The following is a 13,951-nucleotide window of genomic DNA, read 5'->3' on the forward strand; positions in this document are numbered from 1 at the left end:
TAATAGCCCTAACCTACTGATATCAAACGGATCGCCTGATCCTGCTCCATCAGCCACAAAAGAACACGTGCCGCCCGTCCACGCGGGCTGGTCAGGTCCGGGTCGTCATGCAACAGCTTGCGCGCGTCACTTTGCGCCACTGCCATCAATGCCGCCTGCCCTTCCATGTCCGCGATCCGAAAACGCGGCACACCAGATTGCGCCGTTCCGATCAGATCGCCTGCACCGCGCATCTCCAGATCGGTTTCGGCTATCCGAAACCCGTCTTCGCTTTCTCGCAGCACCTTTAGGCGCTTTTCACCGGTCTCACTGAGTGGCGATTGATACATCAACAAACAGGTCGACGCCTGCGACCCGCGCCCAACCCGGCCGCGCAGCTGATGCAACTGCGCCAGCCCGAATGTCTCGGCCCGCTCGATCACCATGATCGTCGAATTGGGCACGTCCACACCCACTTCAATTACGGTTGTCGCCACCAGAACCTGCGTCTGCTCCGCCTGAAACGCCGCCATCGCCGCGTCCTTTTCTGCCGGAGGCATCTGCCCATGCACCAGCCCGACAACACCCTCACCCAGCACGGCGCGCAGGTGCTTGAACCGTTCCTCTGCCGCCGTCAGATCAACGCTTTCGCTTTCCTCCACCAACGGACAGACCCAGTAACACTGTTTTCCCTCTGCAACCGCGCGCCGCAGATGGTCCACGACCTCCTCCATGCGTCCGGTCGAGACCAACGCCGTGGCAATCGGCTGTCGTCCGGGTGGCTTTTCATCCAGCACCGACACATCCATGTCACCATATTGCGCCAGCGCCAGTGACCGAGGAATTGGTGTGGCGGTCATCACCAACACATCCGCGCCTGCACCCTTTTTACCCAGCTCTAGTCGCTGGCGCACACCAAACCGATGCTGTTCATCGACGATCGCCAGACGCAAATCGCCAAAATGCACGTCGTCCTGAAACACCGCATGGGTGCCCACCAGAATGTGAATATCACCGCGCACCAACGCCGCCAGCTTGGCCCGCCGATCGGCTCCCTTGTCGCGCCCGGTCAAAATCTCCAGCACAACCCCGGCACTTTCAGCCAGCGGCTTCAGTCCCGCCATATGCTGGCGCGCCAGAATTTCGGTTGGCGCCATCATCACGCCCTGCCCACCTGCCTCGACCGCTACCAACAGCGCCATAAACGCCACGAGCGTTTTTCCCGCGCCCACATCGCCCTGCAATAACCGGTTCATCCGCTTATCACGCGCCATATCTGCTGCAATCGCCTCGATCGCGCGTTCCTGAGCGCCCGTTGGCGCAAACGGCAACGACGCCCGCACCTTGGCGCGAAACCGCCCATCACCCTCTGAAATAATGCCTTTGGCTCGCTGCAATTGCGTGCGCGCCAGCGCCAGCGTCAATTGATGCGCAAAAAACTCGTCATAGGCCAGCCGTTCGCGCGCCGGGTGGGTTGGCACCACTTCGCCCATCGACACCGGATGATGCACTTGCGTCATTGCCGCGCGCCACCCCGGCCACTTCGCCAGATCCTTTTGACCCGGATCAATCCACTCATCCAGCTCCGGCGCCCGCTCCAACGCCGACCCCATCGCCTTGGCCACGGTTTTTTGCGTAACCCCAGCGGTCAGCGGATAAACAGGCTCAAACTCCGGAATCTCAGCCAACGCCTCTGGCTCCAGCATGAATTCAGGGTGCACCATCTGGGCGACACCATCAAATAACTCCACCTTGCCCGACACAATCCGACGCGCGCCGGTGGGCAACATACGCATCAAATATTCAGCGCGCGCATGGAAAAACACAATTTGAAAGCTGGTCTGTGCATCCTCGACAGTGATCCGATAGGCACCACCGCGATTGCGCGGCGCACGGTGGGGCCCCACCAACACCTCTACAGTCAATGTATCTGGCAGATCCGCGCCCAGCACACTCTCCTTGCGCCGACGGTCAATTCCGGAATATGGCAGCAAAAACAAAAGATCACGCGGCTTATCTATATGGATTTGCGCAAAGTTCTGCGCAATTTTCGGCCCCACGCCATCCAGCGTCGTCAGCGCACCAAACAGCGGAAACAGGCTTTCGGGTCGTCCGCTCATAGCCCCTCGATCAACTCCAGCCAGCCGTCCTCGTCAATGGTTTTCACGCCCAGATCCGCCGCCTTCTTGGCCTTGGAACCGGCCCCCGGCCCGGCCACCAACAAATCTGTCTTGCCCGAGACTGATCCGCTGACCTTGGCCCCCAGCGCCTCGGCGCGCGCCTTAGCCTCGGCGCGGGTCATTTTCTCCAACGTGCCCGTAAACACCACCGTTTTGCCCGCTACCGGGCTTTCTCGCGATGGTGCGTCGGGCGCCTGAATCGACAGATAGGACACCAGCGCATCAATTGCCGTACGCTCTACCGGGTTGGACAACGCATCCGAAAGCGACAATCCCAAAGTCGCCCCGATTCCATCAATCCCAATCAGATTTGCCCAGGCGGATTTGGCCTCAATTGATATATCGCAGTCCACCTGCGCCGTCGCGCGCGCTTCAGAAATTCGCGCCCGCCGCGATTGCGCATTGGCCTGCACGCGCTCCGCATCTTCGGCCAAATCCGCTGCCCGATGCGCCAACGCCGCCGGGCGCGCCGCATCCACCGCGCGCGTCAACTCTGACCAATCGGCGTAATGTAGTGCCAGATCACGCGCGCCCACTTCACCCACATGCCGAATACCCAGCGCAAAAATCATCCGCGCCAAAGCAATTTCGCGCTTCTCCGTGATCGCCGCAAACAGGTTCTCTGCGCTTTGTTTGCCCCACCCATGCCGATTGCTCAACTTGGTCAAATTGGCGTCATCACGCGCCTCTAACGAAAAGATATCAGCAGGCTGTCGGATCGGCAGGTCAACGTCATCGTAAAACATCTCGACCTGTTTGGCGCCCAAACCTTCGATATCAAACGCCTTGCGGGACACAAAATGTTTCAATTTTTCAATCGCTTGGGCCGGGCAAATCAACCCGCCCGTACAGCGGCGCACCGCGTCACCTTCTTCACGCACAGCCAGCGAGCCACATTCCGGACAAGTGCTTGGAAACACATACGGAACAGACCCGTCGGCCCGTTTGGACAGATCAACATCGGCCACCTTGGGAATGACATCGCCCGCGCGATAGACCTGAACCCAGTCGCCAATACGAAATTCTTTGCCGTCGCGAATGGTCTCGCCCTTGCTGTCGCGCCCCTGAATGTAATCCTCATTATGCAGCGTCGCATTTGACACCACGACACCGCCAACCGTCACGGGCGACAAGCGCGCAACCGGACTAAGCGCACCGGTGCGACCCACCTGAATATCGATGCCTTCCAGTCTGGTCCACGCCAGCTCGGCCGGGAATTTATGCGCCACAGCCCAACGTGGCGTGGTTACGCGAAAGCCCAACCGGCCCTGCCAATCCAGCCGATCTACCTTGTAAACAACCCCGTCGATATCATATCCCAACGCGGCACGGCGTTCTTCGATTACCTGATAGTGCGCGACCAGCTCATCTGCGCCACTGCAAAGCTTTGTCAACGGATTGGTCGCAAAACCCAGATCCGCTAGCCGTTTTATGGCTCCCGTCTGAGTGTCAGACAACGGCACCGACAGTTCCCCCCAAGCATACGCAAAGAATTTGAGCGGGCGCGACCGGGTGATACTTGCATCCAACTGGCGCAAACTGCCTGCCGCCGCATTTCGCGGGTTGGCAAATACCTTGTCACCGGCCTCAGACTGTCGCTTGTTCAGGTCGTCAAAATCCGCGTGGCTCATATAGACTTCGCCACGCACCTCCAGTACCTCCGGCGCATCAACCAAGGATTGAGGAATATCCCCAATTGTACGTGCGTTCTCGGTGACGTTTTCGCCTGTCTGCCCGTCCCCTCGGGTCGCCGCATGAACAAGCTGACCACTTTCATACCGCAGCGACAGACTCAGCCCATCAATTTTGGGTTCCGCCGTGAATTCAATTCGATCCGCGCCTAGCCCCAGGTACTTGCGTATTCTATCTACAAAATCAGAAACATCCGATCCCTCAAACGCATTACCCAGGCTCAACATCGGCACTGAATGGGTAATCTTGCCAAACCCATCAGAAGGCGTTGCACCCACTTGCTCGCTTGGGCTGTCTGCGCGTTTTAACTCGGGAAAAGCCGCCTCAATTGCCGCGTTGCGCCGCTTGAGTCGGTCATATTCCGCGTCAGAAATGTCCGGGGAGTCCTCAGAATGATACGCGGTGTTTGCCCGCGCCAGCAGTTTTGCAAGCCGCGCCAATTCCGCCACAGCCTGCTGTTCAGTCAATTCCGAAACCGTTGGTTCTTCGCTCACGCCGCGCTCCCTCGTCACTTGTCCAAGTGATAGGGCCGCTCGGGCGCGGCGTCCAGAGCCCGGTTAACGCTCTGGCGCGAAGCGCCATTTTCTCCTCATCATCAACGCTACTTGGCTGCGGATCACGCAACACATATCCCCGCCCCCAAACCGTCTCGATATAATTCGCACCATCTGTTGCTTCGCTCAGCTTTTTACGCAGCTTGCAGATGAACACGTCGATAATCTTGAGTTCAGGTTCATCCATACCGCCATAAAGATGGTTCAGGAACATCTCTTTGGTCAGCGTAGTCCCCTTGCGCAGCGATAGCAGCTCAAGCATCTGGTATTCCTTACCGGTCAAGTGCACCGGCGCGCCGTCCACATCCACGGTCTTGGCATCCAGATTAACCGCAATGCGCCCCGTCTTGATAACCGATTGTGAATGTCCCTTGGACCGGCGAATAATCGCGTGAATACGCGCCACCAGCTCATCACGGTGAAACGGTTTCGTCAGGTAGTCATCCGCCCCAAACCCAAATCCCTTAAGCTTGCTATCTGTATCATCCGCGCCGGACAGGATCAAAATAGGTGTATCCACACGTGCCACCCGCAGCTGGCGCAATACTTCGTGGCCATTCATATCCGGCAACCCCAGATCCAGCAGGATCAGATCGTAGTCATATAGCTTAGCCAGATCGATTCCCTCTTCCCCCAAATCCGTCGAATACACATTCAGGTTGGCATGGGTCAGCATCATTTCGATGCTTTTGGAAGTTGTCGGGTCATCTTCGACCAACAAAACGCGCATATTCAAGTCCTCGCATCGGGGCATCATCAAGGTTAACCCTGAGCAAAAAAGGTTAATCTCCGGTTACTAACTAAAATTTTTAGCAGACTCACCTTCTGGTTGTCTATACTTTTGAACGGCTGTCGCTTTAAGTGCATCAATTCCGTGCAAAGTAGCTGCGGACACCCACTCGCCAAACTCTTCCTCGCTTAACCCATAAAGCTCTAGCGCCTCTTCCTGTGTAATCAACCCATAGGCCACTCCACGCACCACGGCCGCCTTGCGGGATGCCACCCAGCGTTTGGTGCCTGTGTCCGGTAAATCCGCGCGACTCATCACCTTGCCATCCGGCAACGTCACACAGCGTGGGCCTTCAACTTTCTTGAGATACATGACTGTCTTCCTTGTTAGTGCAACCATGCTCGGACAAACCACTTAACGAGACCTGAAACCGGGGCTTGAGAGTAGTTAGGATTTTCCTATATATCTCTTCGACTTCTAATGGAGAGTCTCATGCCCCTTGACGGCGACACAAAACTCAACTCGCTTGGCTTTGCCAAACCCCCGTCCGAAACCCGTGTGGTTGTCGCGATGTCTGGCGGCGTGGACAGCTCAGTTGTCGCCGCAAAACTGGCCGACGAAGGCTATGACGTGGTGGGTGTCACACTTCAACTCTACGATCACGGCGCGGCGCTTGCCAAAAAGGGTGCGTGCTGTGCCGGGATCGACATCCATGATGCCCGCCGCGTGGCCGAGGAAAAGGGGTTTCCGCATTACGTGCTGGACTATGAAAACATCTTTCAGGACGCCGTGATCGACGAGTTTGCCGACAGCTATCTGGCAGGGGCCACACCTGTGCCCTGCATCCGCTGCAACGAGCGGGTCAAGTTCAAGGATCTGCTGGAAACCGCCCGTGATCTGGATGCCGATTGCATGGCCACCGGCCACTACATTCAGCGCAAAACCGGCACCAATGGCCCCGAGTTGCACAGCGCGGCGGATGCCACGCGCGACCAAAGCTATTTCCTGTTTTCCACCACCCCCGAACAGCTCGATTATCTGCGCTTCCCGTTGGGCCACCTGCCGTCCAAGGACGCCACGCGCGAGTTGGCGGCGCAATATGGCCTGGCCGTTGCAGACAAACCTGACAGTCAGGATATCTGCTTTGTGCCCAATGGTGACTACGCCAGCGTGATCGAAAAACTGCGCCCCGGCGCCGCTGATCCGGGCGAGATCGTACACTCTGATGGTCGTGTTCTGGGCACCCACAAGGGAGTTATTCACTACACAATTGGCCAGCGCCGTGGCCTTGGCATTGGGGGCCTGTCCGAACCACTTTATGTGGTGAAACTCGATGTCGACACCAAACAGGTTGTCGTCGGCCCCAAAGAACTGCTGGCCACACGTGTTATCCCTGTGCGCGAGATAAACTGGCTCGGAGACGAACCATTTGACAGCCGCGCCGAATGGCATGTCACTGTCAAAGTCCGCTCCACTCGCCCTCCGCGCGAGGCGATCATTCGCCCGCTTGGGCCGGACACAGCAGAGGTTGAATTGCTCACCCCGGAAGAAGGTGTTTCGCCCGGTCAGGCCTGCGTGTTCTACGACCCCGACGGCACCCGCATCTTTGGCGGCGGCTGGATCTGGCGCGGCTACTAAGCCACCACATAACACGCGCTGAATTGTCAGTTCCGAACCTACATCAAGGCGCGCACTGCGCTTTGATGTTATAAAGTGTCCAAACCAGATCGGAGGATGCTCTTGAAAAATATGTGCCAAAGCTGCGATATGCCGCTGAAACAGGATCCAGCCGGCGGCGGGACAGAGGCTGACGGAACAAAGTCGCAAAAATACTGTTCATATTGTTATGAAAAAGGTGCGTTTCACCAGCCCGACATATCCGCCACCGAAATGCAGGCCTTCTGCAAGGACAAGCTGATCGAGATGGGACAGCCCCGAATCCTCGCGTGGCTCTACACACGCGGTATTCCTCGTCTCGAACGTTGGCGCGCCTAGACCAGCGTGTCCGTCGCTGTGTTGGTCAGAATATACAGCCCCACAGCCACCATCGCATATGGCCCCAGCCGCTCCAACCGGCTCAGCCACGCGCCACCTTGCTTAGCGCCCTGCGCCAAAATCAGCCCCAACAACGCCAATCCAGCCAGCGCCACAACGGCCCCCGCCAACAATGGCAGACGCAACAAAGGCTGCGTGTCTGCCAAAAGTGGGGCAAAGGCGGCAAAACTGTCCACCGACAGGCTCAGGAACAGAAAGAAACACGCCACAAGCGTGCCCTTGGCCGCATGTGTGTCTGTGCTGTCCGCCTCTGACACAGTCCATTGCTGCCAGACGCCCCACAGACCAAGACCAAGTGGTATCACCCCCAAAAGCCCCGCCATGTCCGCCAGTGTCGCATCAACGCCCTCCGCAAATACCAGCGCCGCCCCAAGCACCACAAGCTGTGCGGCCAGAAACCCACCCAACGCCGAACGCTTGCCTGCAGTCAGCAAAAGCGCGATCAAAACTGCCAGATTATCGAGGTTGGTCGCAATCAGCGTCAACGCACCCGAGGCAGCGAGGCCAGAGTGAAACAGCACGCCCTAGCCCTCCAACCCGGCCAGCACAGCCCTTGCTGCGCGCATTCCCGGTGCTTCACCGCCACGGCCCAAACGCTCCATCGTGGTTGCCATGGCCGTGCTCTGCTCATTAGGCGCGCTCAACACCTCAAGCACTGCCGGCGCGATCAGCTCGGGACGGCAGTTTTGCGAGATAAACTCAGGCACAGTGCGTGTTTCGCTCACCAAATTGACCAGCGTCACGGTATCTAGCTTGACCATCACCGCCGCAATCTGCCGGGTTAACCAGTTCAGGTCATAAGCGATCACCATCGGTGTACCTGCCGCTGCCAGCTCCAGCGACACTGTGCCAGACGCCGCCAACCCAACCGACGCCGCACGAAACGCGGCCCGCTTTTCCCGGCCCGTTTCATGGGCTGGCCGATCCCTCGGGTCGAGTACTACCGTCTCACCCGGCCAATCGCGCGCCATCTCTTTCACGACACCGGCCACCGGTGCCGCGGCTGGTACCACCACCCGCAAGTCCGGACGCGCCTCTAACACGGGTTTCAAAACCTCACCAAATACCGGTCCCAGCCGCGATACCTCGCCCCGGCGCGATCCGGGCAGCATCAGCATCACCGGCGCATCAACCAGCTCATAGCGTTCGCGCAATTCCAGCACCTCGGCGTCGCTCGCCACAGGTTCTGCCACCACCGGATGTCCGACAAAATCACAGCGCATCCCGGCGGCTTCCATGTAAGGCGGCTCAAAAGGCAGCAATGCCAGAACCTGGTCAATCATCTTGGCCATCTTCGCCGCCCGACCGGGACGCCACGCCCAAACAGTTGGTGCCACGTAATGCACCGTACGAATATCGCTCTTTTCCTTGACGATCTTAGCCACACGTAGGGAAAAATCCGGACTGTCGATGGTGATCAGCACATCCGGCTGCATCGCCACAACAGCCTCTGCTGTCTGGGCAATGCGCCGCTTAAGGTGCCGATACTTGGGCAGCACCTCGGCAATGCCCATCACGCTCAACTCATCCATCGCAAACAGGCTCTCCAGCCCTTGCGCCTGCATCTCTGGCCCGCCAATCCCCTCGTAAGAGATATCCGAAACCAGCGTGTTCAACCCTGCCATCAGGGCCCCGCCCAGCTTGTCACCAGACATTTCCCCGGCAAGGATGAACACTTTCATCAAAGCACCTGCCCGAGCAGGAACAGCCCCGTTTCGTCCAGCGCCGTGCGTGTTGCGTCTGCTTCCAAGAGCAGCACCTCACCCGCAGAAACCACGATACCTTCAAGCCCCGCCGTCGCCGCGTTATGCACAGTTTGCGGACCCACCGCAGGCATATCCACCCGCAAATCCTGTCCACGCTTGGGCGCCTTAACCATTACGCCCTTGCCACGACGCAACCGTTCTGGCGTCTGCGCAACAAAGCCCAGCATCGCGTCTGTCCCCTGAAGCGTCTCTACGCCAAGGCACAGCCCCGCCGCCACAACCGCGCCCTGCCCCACATCCAGCGGCGACAGCGCCAGCAGGATGTCCATTGCGCGTTTGGCGTCACTCAGTGCAGCGTCACTGGGCTCTGGCCCGGCAAACAGCCCCTCAGGCACCGTCAATTCCGGCAACAGCTCGTGCGCACCGCGCACGACAAATCCCTGCTCCTCAAAGCTCGCGATCATCAGGCGCAAAATGGCGTCGTCGCCACCCTGCAACGCAGGCAACAACCGTGGCGCCAGCGCCATCATGCCCGCATCAAACTCGGCCGGGTTCAGCGCCGGACGTCCCATTGCACCCGCCAGAACGATGTCACTGACCCCTCCGGCGTGCAGCGCGTCATAGATCCCGCCCATCTTGTTCAGGCTATGTTGTTCAACCGGCGCTGGCATCTCATGCGCCACATCGTCAAAAACAATACGCAGCGCATCGGGATGGACGGCAGAAACGGCAACCGGCAAAGCACCGCTACCCGATAGAATTCCCAGTCGTTTCATAGCCTAGCCCGGTGTCAGGAAATTGCGGTCCGTCTCACCCAGTATAAACGAGACGATCTCTTCCACATATTCGCTTTCGGTTTCGTCACCCAAACGCCGCGCGCGCTCCAGAAACGCGCCTTCACCCTGCGCCAGCATCTGAAAGGCGGCACGCAAAGCCGTGATATCCGCACGTTTTACCCCGCGCCGCTTAAGCCCAACGAGGTTTAACCCATCCAGCACACCACGCGGCCCTTGCACCAAACCGTATGGAATCACATCATTGGGCACCATGGTCATGGCCCCAATGATGGCCCCCCGACCGACGCGCACCCATTGGTGAATGCCGCTCAACCCGCCAATAATGACATCATCCTCGATCACGCAATGCCCCGCCACTCCGGCCGAGTTCACCACGATCACGCGGTCTCCGATCTGAACGTCATGGGCAATATGGGCACCGGCCATGAACAAACCATCATCGCCAATCCTCGTCACACCACCACCGCCATCGGTGCCTGTGTTCATCGTCACATGTTCGCGAATGCGGTTTCGCTCCCCGATCACCAGACGCGTGTCCTCGCCACCGAATTTCAGATCCTGTGGAATTTCACCAATCACAGAGAACGAGAACACAACCGTGTCCGCGCCAATCTCTGTTTTGCCGGTCACAACCACATGACTTTTCAGCTCGACGCGATCCCCGAGCACAACATTTGCACCAACCGTGCAGAACGGGCCAATCTTGACGCCTTCGCCCAATTGGGCTCCATCTTCGATGATCGCACTGGGATGGATATCAGGCATCATTATTCTCCGGGATTCCAATCGACATAGGCCGAGAATTCAGCCTCTGCCGCCACTTCACCCTCAACCGAAGCGACGCCCTTGAACTTGAACAGCTTGCCACCCGGCTTGCCGCGCAATGTGGTTACGTTCATTTCCATAACGTCCCCAGGGATCACCTTGCGGCGGAACTTACATTTGTCGATGGACATGAAATAAATCAATAGGTTCGTGTCGACCACATCAAACCCAACACCCAGCATCACGCCAGCGGTCTGCGCCATTGCCTCTACAATGGTAACACCCGGCATGATCGGAGACGCAGGAAAGTGCCCCTGAAAATGCGGTTCGTTCATGGTCACATTCTTGATCCCACGTGCCGACTGATAACTGTCGATATCCAGTACCTTATCAACCAGCAAAAACGGGTAGCGGTGCGGCAATATCCGTTGAATGAGGTGAATGTCGGCATGTTTCAGGTCTTCGGACATAAAGTGCCCCCACGGTCTTTTAGTTGCTTTGTGCTAGTCCCTAGCAACCCCTGCGCCATTGGGCAAGCGTCCTACTCGGGATCAATCTTGTTGGTGGTGCCCTCACCAATTGCCGCATCCAGCCGAGAGATTGCCAAATCGGTGATATCAATCGCCGTTATCGACAGAAAAATAGTGCGCCGTTCCAGAATGACGGACGCGCGCGCCTCGCGCATAAGGTTTTCCAAGACCGGGCGCGCGGCTTGAACAAACGCGGCTTCTTCCACTTCGCGCTGTTGAGCAATCTCTATGGCCTTGTTGTCCTGAAATTCGCGGATTTCCTGAACTCGTGCATCAAAAGCTTCGGCAACCGCGCTAAAGTCTTCCGATGCCATTTCCTTGCGTTTTGCAGTTAACACACGTTCTTCTTCGGCCAGCTGCGCTTCCATCTGGCGATTTTCCGCACGCAGAATCGATTGTTCCGCATCAAGCTCTTGGACAACCCGCCGTCCAAATTGAGAATCTGCGAACAAGCGATCACTGTCTATTGTCAGGATAGCCGAAACAGGCACCCCCTGTTCCTGCGCCTGCGCTGCAATCGCCAGCCAACTCAGGGCAACCAATTGAAAACCAAATACAAGAACTCGCGCAATCATTTGTGATCAGAACTGCGCGCTGATGGTAAAGTCGAAATTCTGTTCGCGGTCGAAATCCTCTTTTACAATCGCCTTGGAAAAGTTGAAGCGAAGCGGGCCAATCGCAGTGTCCCAGAAGATCGAGACCCCAATCACGTGACGCAGCGAGAAATCTTCATACAGCACTGATCCAGCTGATGAGCTAGTTGTATCAAGACCCCAAAGCGAACCAACGTCATAGAATACCCCGCCATTGATGCCAATTTCCTCTGGCAGCCCCAGCGGGAATTCAGCCTCAAATCGGGCAACCGCATAGTAGTTACCACCCAGCGCATCATCCAATGTCCCCGACGCATTGCGTTCTCGTGGGCCAACACCAAAAGGCTCAAATCCACGAATATTACGTGCAGAGACGATAAAACGGTCATCAATCCGGCTGTCGCTGTTTGGCGAATGCAGTGCCCCACCTTCAAAAACAGCCCGCAGCAGAACTTCTTCGTTCAACACACGCATTTCTGCCTGTGCCTTTGCCGTTGTTTTGACAAATGTGTAATCGCCACCCAGACCACCAAAATCCTGTCCGAATTCGACCAGAACACCACGTGTTGGATCCAAACCGCCATTTCGTGTGTCATACCGATAAGCGTATCCAACTGAGCTTTTGATCACTCGCCCACGCGCCGCTTCTGCATCGATGATTGATCCGGGCTGCGCATTGGCGGTCTCAACCGTCATATCCACATTCTGCAACGCGTAATTCAGCGTCACGCGCCCGAATTCGCTTACCGGGAATGCCAGCGTAGGCCGGAACTCTCCGGTCGTATTGACGAAACGCGCGTCATTGGGCTCGTAATCTTGATATCTCAGCGAGATACCAGCCGCCAAATCGCGCCCCAAGAACGCCGGCTCGGTAAACGTAAACGAATAGTCGTTCAATTCCGCAGCAAGCGAGCCTGAGAACGAAAGCGCCTGACCACGCCCAAGAAAGTTTCGTTCGTCGAACCGCAACACAATACCGATGCCTTGGTTGGTACCGTAAGACGCACCAATGGCCAACGAACCAGTGGGCTGTTCTACCACGTCAACGTCTACAATCACCTGATCTGGCGTACTGCCTTCGCGGGCATTAACTTCTGCGGTTTCAAAATAAGCGAGCGCGCGAATACGCTCAGCGCTTTCGCGAATTTCGCGTGGATTGAACGGATCGCCCTCGACAATTCTGAAACGGTTTCGAATGACACGATCCAAGGTGGTTGTGTTGCCCTCAATATCGATCCGCTCGATAAAAATGCGCGGTCCTTTGACGATTGCAAACTCAACATCAAGTTCCAGATCGGCTTCGTTTCGCGTGATACGGGGATCAACGCGCACAAAATCCAAGCCCTCACGCAGAGCCAGATTTTCCATCCGTGCAATCGCGTTTTCAACCTGAATGGGTGAATAGGTCACGCCGGGTTTCAGCTTAATCGCGTCCAAAAATTCGTCAGGGTCCGCGCCAGTCACTTCGCTCGTGGCCGTGATCTGGCCAAACTTGAACTGTTGGCCCTCTTCCACATTGAATGTTACAAAATACCCGTCGCGTTCACGCGATAGCTCCGCGTTCACGCTTGTTACGCGGAAATCTACATACCCTCGCGACAGATAGAAATCGCGCAGCACTTGTCTGTCAAATTCGATCCGGTCATTTACAAAAGTATCCTGGCGGAACACAGCGCGTAACAAACCTGCCTGTTTGGTTCCCAGAACGCGGCGAAGACGACGATCAGAGTACACCTGGTTGCCCACGAAACCAATGCGCTCAATCTCGACTACACCACCTTCAAATACCTCAAACACCAGATCCGCACGGTTGTCGCTGCGGCGAATGATACGCGGTGTGACCCGCGCGGCCAATCGGCCCTGTTCTGCATAGGCTTGTGTGATGCGGGCTGCGTCACGCTCTGCTGTTGTGGGATTCAATACCCGGCGCGATTGCGACTCAACCAGCCCCTCGAGTGCATCATCCTTCAGACGGGCATTACCTTCAAAACTGATCTCATTGATTGTTGGATATTCAAGGACTTTGATAACCAGTCGGCTGCCGCTCGGTACGAGCTCAACTGTTTCAAAAAGGCCACTGTCCAGAACCCTTTGATAAGCTGAATTCAGCTCGCCCCCCGTCACAACCTTGCCGGTGGTGATTCCGGAATAGGCAACAACAGCCGCAGATTCGATCCGCTGGTTGCCTTCAACCGTGATGGAGTTGAAATTGTATTGCTGGGCCGCGCCTGCTGTCGGAAGCAGAGATAAAACTGCTGAAATCAAAAACAAAAAAGCAAAAGCAAAAAACCAGTTTCGCGCTTCACCACTCTCTCTGGCCACAGCCAAAGCTCTTCCCTGTTTGGTCATTCCCAAACTCCGCAAGACATC

12 protein-coding genes and 1 pseudogene are annotated in these 13,951 nt (G+C 57.0%); 2 read left to right on the forward strand and 11 right to left on the reverse strand.

What is annotated here, in order from left to right; translation table 11 throughout:
* Positions 1–8: 8 nt before the first annotated feature.
* The 4 genes and pseudogenes from recG to sciP all read right to left on the reverse strand — a co-directional run bounded on the left by recG (position 9) and on the right by sciP (position 5,507).
* Positions 9–2,099 (reverse strand): ATP-dependent DNA helicase RecG, encoded by a 2,091-nt coding sequence (gene recG / locus CLV88_RS19610; protein ID WP_106610103.1) that lies wholly within the window; start codon positions 2,097–2,099, stop codon positions 9–11.
* Complete coding sequence (gene ligA / locus CLV88_RS19615) at positions 2,096–4,345, reverse strand: NAD-dependent DNA ligase LigA (RefSeq protein ID WP_106610104.1); 2,250 nt, start codon at positions 4,343–4,345, stop codon at positions 2,096–2,098. Before ligA ends, recG begins: the two co-directional genes overlap by 4 nt.
* Before the next feature lie 73 nt (positions 4,346–4,418).
* A pseudogene (ctrA, locus tag CLV88_RS19620) lies at positions 4,419–5,135 on the reverse strand (response regulator transcription factor CtrA); the annotation flags it as partial.
* A gap of 66 nt (positions 5,136–5,201) precedes the next feature.
* Complete coding sequence (sciP, locus tag CLV88_RS19625) at positions 5,202–5,507, reverse strand: CtrA inhibitor SciP (protein ID WP_106610105.1); 306 nt, start codon at positions 5,505–5,507, stop codon at positions 5,202–5,204.
* A gap of 120 nt (positions 5,508–5,627) precedes the next feature.
* On the opposite strand from sciP, the gene mnmA reads away from it, so the two are divergent.
* Both mnmA and CLV88_RS19635 read left to right on the forward strand, forming a co-directional pair.
* Positions 5,628–6,773, forward strand: a complete 1,146-nt coding sequence (mnmA, locus tag CLV88_RS19630; RefSeq protein ID WP_106610106.1) for a tRNA 2-thiouridine(34) synthase MnmA — start codon at positions 5,628–5,630, stop codon at positions 6,771–6,773.
* Positions 6,774–6,884: 111 nt separating this feature from the next.
* Complete coding sequence (locus tag CLV88_RS19635; RefSeq protein WP_243403742.1) at positions 6,885–7,130, forward strand: zinc ribbon domain-containing protein; 246 nt, start codon at positions 6,885–6,887, stop codon at positions 7,128–7,130.
* On the opposite strand, the gene CLV88_RS19640 is transcribed toward CLV88_RS19635, so the two are convergent.
* From CLV88_RS19640 to bamA, 7 genes are all read right to left on the reverse strand, one after another.
* On the reverse strand, positions 7,127–7,711 hold the full coding sequence (locus tag CLV88_RS19640) for a hypothetical protein (protein WP_106610108.1): 585 nt from the start codon (positions 7,709–7,711) through the stop codon (positions 7,127–7,129). The genes CLV88_RS19635 and CLV88_RS19640 overlap by 4 nt on opposite strands.
* A 3-nt stretch (positions 7,712–7,714) precedes the next feature.
* Positions 7,715–8,872: a lipid-A-disaccharide synthase gene (lpxB, locus tag CLV88_RS19645; RefSeq protein ID WP_106610109.1), complete on the reverse strand. Its 1,158-nt coding sequence runs from the start codon at positions 8,870–8,872 to the stop codon at positions 7,715–7,717.
* Positions 8,872–9,672 carry an LpxI family protein gene (locus CLV88_RS19650; RefSeq protein ID WP_106610110.1) on the reverse strand — a complete coding sequence of 267 codons (801 nt, stop codon included), beginning with the start codon at positions 9,670–9,672 and terminating at the stop codon, positions 8,872–8,874. The genes lpxB and CLV88_RS19650 overlap by 1 nt, the downstream gene beginning before the upstream one ends.
* A gap of 3 nt (positions 9,673–9,675) precedes the next feature.
* On the reverse strand, positions 9,676–10,458 hold the full coding sequence (gene lpxA / locus CLV88_RS19655; protein WP_106610111.1) for an acyl-ACP--UDP-N-acetylglucosamine O-acyltransferase: 783 nt from the start codon (positions 10,456–10,458) through the stop codon (positions 9,676–9,678).
* Between the two features lie 2 nt (positions 10,459–10,460).
* Positions 10,461–10,928, reverse strand: a complete 468-nt coding sequence (fabZ, locus tag CLV88_RS19660; protein WP_106610112.1) for a 3-hydroxyacyl-ACP dehydratase FabZ — start codon at positions 10,926–10,928, stop codon at positions 10,461–10,463.
* A 71-nt stretch (positions 10,929–10,999) separates the two neighbouring features.
* Entirely contained in the window at positions 11,000–11,563 is a 564-nt protein-coding gene (locus CLV88_RS19665) for an OmpH/Skp family outer membrane protein (RefSeq protein ID WP_106610113.1), read from the reverse strand.
* A 6-nt stretch (positions 11,564–11,569) separates the two neighbouring features.
* Positions 11,570–13,930 (reverse strand): outer membrane protein assembly factor BamA, encoded by a 2,361-nt coding sequence (bamA, locus tag CLV88_RS19670; protein WP_106610114.1) that lies wholly within the window; start codon positions 13,928–13,930, stop codon positions 11,570–11,572.
* Positions 13,931–13,951 lie beyond the last annotated feature (21 nt).

The organism is Shimia abyssi, from assembly GCF_003014475.1.
GTDB classification, from domain to species: Bacteria; Pseudomonadota; Alphaproteobacteria; order Rhodobacterales; family Rhodobacteraceae; genus Shimia; species Shimia abyssi.